Below are 11,452 nucleotides of genomic sequence, written 5' to 3'. Positions count from 1 at the left end.
CTTAATTTTGAAACATGAATTCAAAGAAGCATCATTTTACCTTAGTATTACTTTTTATTTTACTTATAGCCGGAACCTTTCAGGCATTCAGTCAAAAAAAAACAACCGCAATACGAATCAACGATGCTGTTTCCATCGATGGTAAACTGGATGAGGCCGTTTGGATAAAAGCCCCAATTGCAAATAATTTTATCCTGTTTGAACCGGAAAACGGTGTTCCGGAGTCTGCTGAAAGAAGGTCAGAAGTTAAAATTATTTATGATGATAATGCCATTTATATTGGAGCCATTTTATATGACAATGAACCCTCCAAAATTGAAAAAGAAATTACCTTAAGGGATCGTTTTGGAACTGCTGACCATTTCGGAGTTTTTATAAACGGATTTAACGATGGTCAACAAGATTTTCGCTTTTTTGTATCGGCTTCCGGTGTTCAAATGGATTGTTTGGCAACTGAAAACGGAGAGGACTTTTCGTGGGATGCTATATGGAACAGCGAAGTTACAATTACCGATTTTGGTTGGGTGGTTGAAATGGAAATTCCGTATGCCGCACTTCGGTTTTCAAAAGAAAATGTTCAAACATGGGGCATAAATTTTTTGAGGGAAATTCGTCGTTTTAGGCAAAAAGTTACCTGGAGTAAAATCGATCGTGCCGTTGGTTCTGTAATCAATCAAGCCGGAATTTTAGAGGGAATTGAAAACATTAAAACCCCTACCCGATTATTCTTAATTCCGTATACATCCGGTTATGTAGAATCTAACCAATTGAGTACAGAAAGCACTTTTAAAGCCGGAATGGACATTAAATATGGCATCAATGATTCATTCACCTTGGATGCAATTTTGGTTCCAGACTTTGGTCAAGCGGCCTTTGATAATGTAGAATTAAATTTAGGGCCGTTTGAACAGCAATTTAACGAAAATAGGCCTTTTTTTACCGAAGGCACCGACTTGTTCTCCAAAGGGAATTTAGTTTACTCTCGGAGAATTGGAGGACCACCGTCAACTTCCGCATCAATCAATGAAAACGAGATCGTTGAAAGCAATCCCAACACGGTGAATCTTCTCAACGCGTTAAAAGTTTCAGGACGCACTTCCGATGGCTTAGGTATTGGTTTTTTAAACGCCATTACCGAAAAAACGTATGCTCGAATTAGAAATACAAACACAAATGAAATTCGAGAGCAAATGGTAGAACCTCTGACCAATTACAACATACTGGTTTTTGATCAACGGTTCAACCAAAATTCATCTGTTTCATTTATCAATACCAATGTAACTCGAGTTGGTGGCGATTTTAGAGATGCTAACGTTACCGGAATTGTGTATGACATTAATTCAAAAGGAAACAAATATAATTTTTCCGGCGATCTAAAAATGAGCAGCATTTATGATGATGTAAAAGGAAATGGTTATTCTACTTTTATTAATTTTGGCAAAACGTTTGGCAAATTCCGTTATTCTGTTGCGTCTCAATATGTTTCTAAAGAATTTGATATTAATGATTTAGGAATCAACTTCATTACCAATTATCACAACTTCACGGCTAATTTTAATTATCGAATTTTAAATCCAACCAAGCGATACAATTCTTTCAATTTGAATACCAATTACTATCTAGAGCGTGAAAATAGTACCGGAAAAGCTCAAGATCATTGGATTAATTTAAATGTAAACTCCAATACAAAAAAAAATGACTACATCGGATATGGTTTTTTGGTAAGTCCGTTTGTAACTTACAATTTTTATGAGTCCAGAGTTGTTGGCAGGCCCTTGGCTTTGCCGGAAAGTGGAAACGCATTTATCTTCTTTTCATCCAATTATAATCGAAAATTTGCCTTAGACATTGAGCCCTCTGTTAGAATTTTTAATCAAGAAAACCGGATGAATTATGGTCTATTTGTTAGTCCGAGATACCGATTTAATGATAAATTAACCTTGATTTACTCTACTAATTATAACCTTCAAAACAGCGATATCGGTTGGGTAGATTTTTCTGAGAACGATATTATTTTGGCAGAAAGAAACCGTACAACATTAACCAATTCCATTACCGGAAAATATGCCATTAATAATAAAATGACGTTGAATTTAACTACGAGACATTATTGGTCGTTTGCAGAAAATATTGAATTTCATACCTTGTTAGAAGATGGAACTTTTACACCAAACAACAATTATTCAATAAATAAAGATGCCAATTTTAATTTGTGGAATTTTGATTTGTCTTATTCGTGGTGGTTTGCTCCGGGAAGCCAAATTACCGCACTCTATCGCAATAATGCTCAGAATTTTTCCAACGAAATTGACAAAAGCTACAGCTCAAATTTTAATAATGTATTTCAGGATAATTTAAATCATATCTTTTCTGTAAGTCTTCGCTATTTCATCGATTATAACAAAGCTAAAAACTGGTTTAAAAAAGTCTAAATCATTCTTTCAGAAAGTCATGTTTCATTATCTTTGCTTAAAATTTTTTCTATGAACAAGAAAGTTATCCTTATGATTTTAGACGGTTGGGGACATTCTCCTGACCCTAAAGTTTCTGCTATAGACCATGCCCACACACCATTTATAGATTCATTGTATAAAAATTATCCCAATGCCGAATTGAGAACTGACGGCTTAAATGTTGGGCTTCCCGAAGGTCAAATGGGAAATTCTGAAGTAGGCCACATGAATTTGGGAGCCGGAAGAATTATCTACCAAGAACTTACCCGAATTAATTTAGCTGTTCAAAATAAGACTTTGAACAACGAAAAAGTGTTGCAAGAAGCTTTTCAATATGCCAAAACAAACGATAAAGATGTTCATTTTTTAGGACTGGTTTCAGATGGTGGAGTGCATTCTCACATTGATCATGTAAAAGGATTGGTGGATGCCACGCAAGATTTTGGTTTAAACAACGTTTATATTCATGCGTTTACAGACGGTCGTGATGTTGATCCAAAATCGGGAGTTCGTTTCATTTCAGAAGTAGAAAATTATTGCAAAAATACCACCGCAAAATTAGCATCTGTTATTGGTCGCTATTATGCGATGGACAGAGACAGAAGATGGGAAAGAGTAAAATTGGCTTATGATTTATTGGTGAATGGAATTGGAACTCATTCCACAAACGCAATAGATTCGTTGCAAGATAATTATGCAAATGATATTACCGATGAGTTTATTCAACCTATTGTGATGGTGGATGAAAATGATAAACCGTTAACAACTATAAAAAACGGTGATGTGGTTATTTTCTTCAATTTTAGAACCGATAGAGGAAGACAATTAACCGAAGTTTTAACTCAATTTGATTGTCATGAACAAAACATGCATTCGCTTGATTTGTATTATGTTACGTTAACCAATTATGATGAAACATACAAAAACATCAAAGTAATTTACAACAAAGATAATATCACAGAAACGTTGGGAGAAGTTTTAGAAAAAAACCATAAAAAGCAAATCCGAATTGCGGAGACAGAAAAATACCCTCACGTAACTTTCTTTTTTTCCGGTGGACGAGAAGAACCCTTTGAAGGTGAAACGCGTATACTAAGAAACTCTCCAAAAGTGGCAACTTACGATTTGAAACCCGAAATGAGTGCGTTTGAATTAAAAGATGCCTTGGTAGAAGAACTCAAAAAAGGTGAAGTTGATTTTGTCTGTTTAAATTTTGCAAATGGCGACATGGTTGGTCATACCGGTGTCATGGAAGCTGCCATTAAAGCCTGTGAAGCAGTGGACGTTTGTGTAAAAGAAGTAATTGAAACGGCCTTAGCAAACAATTATACCACCATTGTTATTGCCGATCACGGAAATTGTGAAACAATGATAAATGCGGATGGCTCACCTAATACAGCCCACACTACCAATCCTGTGCCGGTGATTTTGGTTGATAAAGAATTAAAAATAATTAATAATGGCGTTTTAGGCGATATTGCTCCAACCATCTTAGCCTTAATGGGAATAGAAAAACCAAATGCTATGTCAAGGCATTCCTTACTGTAAACTATGTTAAAATCTATACATAAGGTTTTATTTCTGTTTTGGATTTTTCTGGTTCAAAATACTCTTGCCCAAGGAGGAGCCCCTTCATGTGCAGAATTTCAAGCAAATTTTGAAGCGTATCAATCTTGTGCCACAAGTATTCCTTTTCAGAATTCTGTAGGCGGAAATGGAGAAACGTTTAACACTACGTGTATCGAGCAAAATTTTCAAGGTCCAACTTGGTTTTTTATTCAAATACAAACACCGGGAGAAATTGTCCTGCAAATAAATCAAGTAAACAATAACGGGAATGGCACGGATGTAGATTTTGTGCTTTGGGGTCCTTTTAACGACTTATCGAATGTCTGTAGTCAATTAAACATAAACAATGAAGTAGATTGCAGTTGGCTACCGGCAAGTGTTGAAATTGTTACGATTCCAAACGGACAAACCGGACAATTATATGTCTTGTTAATAGACAATTATTCCAATGTTCCCGGACAAATTACCATCACTCAAATCGGTGGAACCGGAAGTTCTGATTGTAGCTTTTTATCTTCGGTGGAAATTACTGATGATAGCGGAAACGAAATAACACAAACAGAATACTGTAAACCGGAAACAAAAAGTATAACCGCAACAATTGATGTTACTGATTTTGACGGCAATGTCAACGATTTACGTTTTAATTATACTTGGTTTCGCAACAATGTTTTCCTAACGACAATTAATAATAGTACTCAAAGCACGAATACGTTGGCAAACATAGCGGAAACTGGCACTTATCGGGTTGAAACAACAGCTTATGACAGTACTGATCCAACCGTTGATTTAACTAATTTACCTGTTAGTGAGGCTGAAATTGAATTAAAATTTTTTGTTTTACCGGATGTTTCGATACAGAATACCGCAGCAGCAGGATGTTTAAGTTCTAATCCCGTTTTACAAGGCACTATTTTGAATCAGAACCAATTTGATTTTTTGGTTGACAATCCAATTTATCAATGGTATAGGAATGATGTACCTGTTTCTGGCATTTCCAATAATAGTTTTACACCCACTCTTCCCGGAAAATACAATTTAGGTGTAAAAAACGGTGGTTGTAATGAAGTTATTTCTAATTCCATTTTTATTTATGCCACACCGCAAGTTAGTATTTTGGATAATGCTTCGATTTGTGATAATGATAGTTTTACGATTACTTCCACTATTGCTAATAGCGGAAATTTGACTAATATAACATATCAATGGTATCAAAATAATAATCTGCTTTCAGGTGAAAATACACCAACATTAATTGTTTCAACTGCAATTCAAACAAACAATTCAACTGAAACTTATTATTTAGAAGTTACTGAGGAAGGAATTTGCATTGGCAATTCTAATTCTGTTTCCGTTCAAATAAATCCAGTTCCGGTATTAAATACAAATCCAATAATAATCGAACAATGCGATTACATTACTCCCAACAACGACGGAATTGCCACAACCAATTTAACCGAAGCGTATGATGAAATTACAAATAATGTTACCGGTCTAACTTTATTTTATTTTTTAGATAGCGGATTAACACAACAAATTTTAACTCCGGAGGCTTTTGTTAACACAACAACCAATCAAACCATTTATGTCATTGCTGTTAATGAGAATGTAATTCCAAATTGCACCTCCACCACGGTTGCCACAATAGCTTTAACTGTAAATCCAACAAGTTTGTCTACTTATCCTGACATGGCTTCTGTTTGTCCGGTTGTAAATCAAAATTATGGATTAGTAAATTTTTCGTTCCAAGAAAATAGCATTCGAAATTCTTTTTTTGGAGGAAATCCAGTTGAAATTACGTTTTATTTAACGGACATAGATGCCTCCGTAAAAACAAACCAATTAACTGATTTATCGCAAGTACCAATTGGCATTCAAACCATTTACACACGCATTGAAACCAATAATATTTGTGAAGGGGTGGGAACATTTCAAGTGGAAATTAAAACCCCTCCACTACAAAACAGCATTAATTCGATCGCACTTTGTGAAAATGAAACGGTCGTGTTAAATAGTTTTGATGCAGAAGGATTGTTAAACCAAAATCCAACCGTTCAAACTTCTTATTTCAGCACATTTCAATTGGCAGAAAGTAATTTTGCAGCTTTGAATAAAAATATTCCACAAGCTTTTCCGGTTGGCAATAATGAACTATTTGTTCGTTTATTTGATACTGCAACGCAATGCTTTTCGATTGTAAATTTTTCAATTGCAGTTTTTCCGAATCCGATTATTTTTACACCGAATGAAATTTCAATTTGTGGCGATACGGTTTCTACTTTTGATTTAACACGCAGAAATAATCAAATTACAGGAGGCAATATCAATTACCAAGTTTTTTATTATGAAACGCAAGCCGATTTAACGGCAGATAATTTTATAACACAACCGAATGCTTATGAATCAAGCACAAACACAATTTTTGTAAAAGTAGTTGATCCAACCAATAATAATTGTTTTTCAATCACCAGTTTAAGTTTAGCGGTAGTAACAATTCCCGGAAGTTTAAACAACCCTGCTCCTATTGAAAGGTGCGACGATAGCGGATTTTATGCTTTTGATTTAACCGAGCGAATCACTGAAATTGCGGGCCCTTCAAACTTGAATAATATCGTTATCCGATACTATCAAAATTTTTCAGATGCTCAAAACAACAGCAACAGTTTCATTCAAAATCCAGCAACTTTCACCAATACTGTTAGTGATTTTCAAACAATTTATGTTCGCGTAACCAGTACAACCAATTTTGATAGCGAGACCGGACTGGCTTGTTTTCGAGTTTTAGCATTAGACCTTTATGTTCGTCCGTTTCCTGAAAATAATTTGAGAACATTTCCTTACTATATTTGTGTTGATGAAAACGGAAACATTTTGAAAGAAGCCAACATCAGGACATTATTAAATGAAACCGATTATACTTTTGAATGGTTTACCGCATTTGAAGCTCTTCCGGGAAATGAAATTTCAGGAGAATCATCAAGCACATTTTCAACTGACATTGAAGGCAATTTTTCTGTTTTAATCACAAACACTTCAAATGTGGCACTTTGTTCAAGTGTTTTCAACTTTACAACGATAAAAACATTGGCTCCGGATGCTGTGACGGTTTCACCACAAAACTTAATCGGATTTGAAAATCAAAATATGATAACCGCAACGGCAACCCCTGTTTCGTTAGATTATGAATATTCTATTATTCCTGATTTATGGCAAGATAGTCCAGTTTTTACTAACATTCCTGCCGGTGATTTTGTATTACGTGTTCGCAATAAATTTGGTTGTGATGAAATCAGTACCACTTTTACCGTGTTAGATTTTCCAATCTTTTTTACGCCGAATGGAGATGGTTTCAATGATACTTGGAAAGTGATTGGTTCACCCATTATCCAAATCAACCACATTTATATCTTTGATCGTTATGGAAAACTATTAAAAGAAATTGGGCAAAATGGCAACGGCTGGGATGGCACATTCAACGGAAAACCAATGCCATCCGATGATTATTGGTTTAAAGCAGTTTATACAAAAGATGGAATTAAACAAGAATTTAGGTCTAATTTTAGTTTGAAGCGGTAGGAATATATGTCCTAAATACATAATTACGGTCCTGCTTCGGTGGGACTTTTTTTATCTTATCCCTTTACAAATCCTAAAATTAAGTTAATCAATTTCAAAATTAATAGTAATACTATTATTTTTGCGTTGTAAATTTTATGTAGAAGCGTTGGCGTATGAAAAATATTTTAAATGGCATCAAAATAAACATTAGCCCTAAAATCTATGTCAAGGACCCGGAGACATCAGAACTAGGAAAAAAAATTCTAGAAAATAGTATTTTGTTGATTGATGAAATTGGTTTTGATAATTTTACTTTCAAAAAATTAGGTCAACGGATTGGCTCTAATGAAAGTTCCATATACCGGTATTTTGAGAGTAAACACAAGCTTTTGCTCTATTTAACGTCGTGGTATTGGGGTTGGATTGAATTCAAATTAGTGCTAGCCACCAATAGTATTGCTAATCCTCAGGATAAATTAATAAGGGGAATTGAAATTGTTACTGAGGAAATTATGACCGACAGTAACCATCCGCACATAAACGAAATGCTCTTGAATAAGATTATTATCTGTGAATTTTCGAAATCCTATTTAACGAAGGAAGTAGATGAAGAAAATAAAGAGGGTTATTTTTTAATTTACAAACGTGTAATTAATCGAATGATCGAGATGGTAAAAGAGGTAAACCCAACTTTTCCCTATGCAAAAAGTTTAATTTCAACGGTTGTAGAAGGAGCTTTGCACCAACATTTTTTAAAAAGTCATTTTACATCGATAACAGATTGCACCGAAGAAATTACGCCAACAGAATTTTTCAAAACTTTGGTTTTAAAACAGATTAACTAACCATGGAAAAAGCATCAAAATCACCTTTAAATCGCTTTATTAATCTTTTAAAGTTAGATAAAAAAGACATTTATCAAGTGTTTTTTTACGCAATTTTTTCGGGTCTTGTTAGCCTATCACTGCCCTTAGGAATCCAAGCCATCATCAACCTTATTCAAGGCGGAAGAGTTAGCTTATCGTGGATTATTTTAGTGGTTATTGTAATTTTAGGGGTCGTTTTTAATGGGATTTTAAAGTTGATGCAATTACGTATCACGGAGACAATTCAACAAAAAATATTCATTCGTTCGTCTTTTGAATTTTCCTATCGTTTTCCAAAAATTAAATATACCGAATTCCACAACAATTATCCTCCGGAATTAGCCAATCGTTTTTTTGACACAATCACAGTACAAAAAAGTGTGGCCAAATTAATCATGGATTATTCTGAATCTATTCTACAAATCATTTTTGGGCTACTCTTACTTTCTGTCTATCACCCGTTGTTTATTATGTTTGGTTTATTGCTATTTATAGTACTCTATTTAATCTTTCGTGTATCATTTGAAGTTGGACTAAAAACGAGTTTAACCGAATCCAAATACAAATATAAAGTCGCTCATTGGATTCAAGAAATATCACGAAATTACTTTGGATTTAAAAATAAAACTGAGGCAGAGTTTGCCCTAACCAAAAATGATAAATTGGTAAGCGAATACCTTAAATCCAGGGAGAGTCACTTTGAAGTAATCAAGCGACAATTCATTCAATTAATTGGTTTTAAGGCATTAATTTCGGCTGGTTTATTGCTTATTGGAGGTTATTTAGTTATCAACCAACAATTAAACATCGGTCAATTTGTAGCTGCCGAAATCATCATTTTATTGGTCATTAATTCGGTCGAAAAAATCATCGTTGGATTAGAAACTTTTTATGATGTCTTAACCTCCATCGAAAAAATTGGTCAGGTGGTTGATATGGAAATTGAAGAGTTTGAAACACATGAAAGTACCTACTGTTATAAAAATGTTCATTTTGAAATTGATGAATTAAATTTTGTTTTTCCTGATTCAAACAAAAAAATTCTAAACGCAGTTTCGTTTCATATCAATCAGGGAGAAAAAATATATTTAGATGGAAAGAACGGCTCAGGAAAAACAACCTTGCTACGAATTTTAGCAGGCTTGATTCACAGCAATGGAAGTTCCATTTATATTAATGACGAACAATATAACAAAATAAACATTGAACAGTATCGTGCCCAAATCGGCATTATTACAGAAGGTCAAACGCTTTTTGAAGGTTCCATTTTGGAAAACATTACATTTCGAAATCCAACCATTTCAACTGAAAAATTAAAATTAGTATTGGAAAAAATTAAGTTAACCGAAGTAATCAAAAAGATGCCCAAAGGATTAGACGAAAAAATTCTAACCGAAGGAAAACAATTACCCTCATCGTTGGCACAAAAAATTCTTTTGGCCAGAGCAATTGTAAATGATCCGTTGGTTCTCTTTTTGGAAAATCCCTTCGATAAAATGGACGAGGATGAAAGTAGAGAAATCATCGATTTTATACTTTCCAAAGAAAACAATTGGACCTTAATAGTAACATCTAAAAATGAGTACTGGAAGCAAAAATGTGATCGAATCATAACATTGGATAAAGGAAAATTAATTTCAGACACGAACTAATATGTTGAACATCGCCCGAAAAAATATTAATGACAAAGTCAATTTAACTCGCTTTAAAACTATTCAAAAACTTGGTGAAAGAAAGTACTTTAAAACATTCAATCGCCTTTTGATGTGGTTTATGATTGGGAGCTGTTTATTTGTGCTTTTGCCTTGGACTCAAAACATTCAAGGTTCAGGGTTTGTTACTACCGTTTCCCCTGAACAACGTCCACAAACTATTCATACTGCCATCGCCGGACGAATTGAAAAATGGTATGTGGCCGAAGGCCAATATGTGAAAAAAGGGGACACTATTTTATTCATTTCAGAGGTAAAAGATGATTACTTTGACCCTAATCTTGTTTCTAATACAGAAAATCAAATGAAAGCCAAGATGCTTTCGGAAGAATCTTATGAGGGAAAAGCCAACTCACTTTCAACTCAAATTACTGCGATTGAACGTGAAAGAATTCTAAAACTAGAACAAGCCAGAAACAAAATAGAACAGTCACAATTAAAAGTAAAAAGTGACAGTATGGATTTGGAAGCAGTAAAAACACAGCTTAAAATTGCTCAAATACAATTTAAACGTTCACAAGATTTAAATAAGGAAGGACTAAAAGCGGTGACCGATTTAGAAGAGAAACGATTGAAACTTCAAGATGCCGAGGCAAAAATAATAACACAACAGAATAAATACCTAACCTCCAAAAATGAATTAATAAACGCACGGGTAGAAATCAATAGGATTTCTGCAGAATATACTGATAAAACTTCAAAAGCTCAAAGCGAACGTTTTACGGCACTAAGTAGCCAATTTGACACGGAAGCTCAGGTAAATAAATTGCAAAATCAGGTTACCAATTATAAAATGCGTAATGAACTTTATTATATAAAAGCACCACAAAACGGTTACGTAAACCGAGCTCTTCAATCAGGAATCGGCGAAACAATTAAAGAAGGAACACCGGTTGTGAGTATCATGCCTTCTAAATATGATATAGCAGTAGAAACATTTATAGACCCTATAGATATGCCTCTAATTCACAAGGGAGAAAATGTTCGGATTTGGTTTGATGGATGGCCAACAATCATTTTTAGCGGCTGGCCAAATTCCTCCTATGGTACCTTTGGCGGAAAAGTTGTTGCTATCGAAAATTTTATCAGTATTAATGGAAAATACAGGGTTTTAATTGCACAAGATCCGCAAGACAAACCATGGCCTAAAGAGTTAAATATTGGTGCCGGTGCACAGACGTTTGCTTTATTAGACAATGTACCGATATGGTATGAAATTTGGCGAAAACTGAATGGTTTCCCACCTGATTTTTACACCCCTAAACAAACAACTGAAACCAAAAAATAGGGCCAA

Annotated in this window: 6 protein-coding genes; all 6 read left to right on the top strand. The window is 34.4% G+C overall.

Annotated features, from left to right (window positions below; genetic code table 11):
- The first annotated feature begins 14 nt into the window (after positions 1-14).
- Positions 15-2,432 (top strand): DUF5916 domain-containing protein, encoded by a 2,418-nt coding sequence (locus tag B0I10_RS08515; RefSeq protein WP_112086085.1) that lies wholly within the window; start codon positions 15-17, stop codon positions 2,430-2,432.
- A gap of 51 nt (positions 2,433-2,483) precedes the next feature.
- Complete coding sequence (gene gpmI / locus B0I10_RS08510) at positions 2,484-4,001, top strand: 2,3-bisphosphoglycerate-independent phosphoglycerate mutase (protein WP_112086084.1); 1,518 nt, start codon at positions 2,484-2,486, stop codon at positions 3,999-4,001.
- Positions 4,002-4,004: 3 nt separating this feature from the next.
- Positions 4,005-7,598: a T9SS type B sorting domain-containing protein gene (locus tag B0I10_RS08505; protein WP_112086083.1), complete on the top strand. Its 3,594-nt coding sequence runs from the start codon at positions 4,005-4,007 to the stop codon at positions 7,596-7,598.
- A 155-nt stretch (positions 7,599-7,753) separates the two neighbouring features.
- Complete coding sequence (locus tag B0I10_RS08500; RefSeq protein ID WP_112086082.1) at positions 7,754-8,425, top strand: TetR/AcrR family transcriptional regulator; 672 nt, start codon at positions 7,754-7,756, stop codon at positions 8,423-8,425.
- Positions 8,426-8,427: 2 nt separating this feature from the next.
- Positions 8,428-10,098, top strand: coding sequence for a peptidase domain-containing ABC transporter (locus B0I10_RS08495; protein WP_112086081.1), 1,671 nt, complete (start codon positions 8,428-8,430; stop codon positions 10,096-10,098).
- Position 10,099: 1 nt separating this feature from the next.
- The gene (locus B0I10_RS08490; protein WP_112086080.1) at positions 10,100-11,446 is read left to right on the top strand and encodes an HlyD family secretion protein; all 1,347 of its coding nucleotides are present in this window, start codon (positions 10,100-10,102) and stop codon (positions 11,444-11,446) included.
- The last annotated feature ends 6 nt before the right edge of the window (positions 11,447-11,452 follow it).

This window comes from Flavobacterium lacus (assembly GCF_003268815.1).
GTDB classification, from domain to species: Bacteria; Bacteroidota; Bacteroidia; order Flavobacteriales; family Flavobacteriaceae; genus Flavobacterium; species Flavobacterium lacus.
Note: the sequence above shows the minus strand (reverse complement) of the source record. Positions and strands in the feature narration are given on the sequence as shown.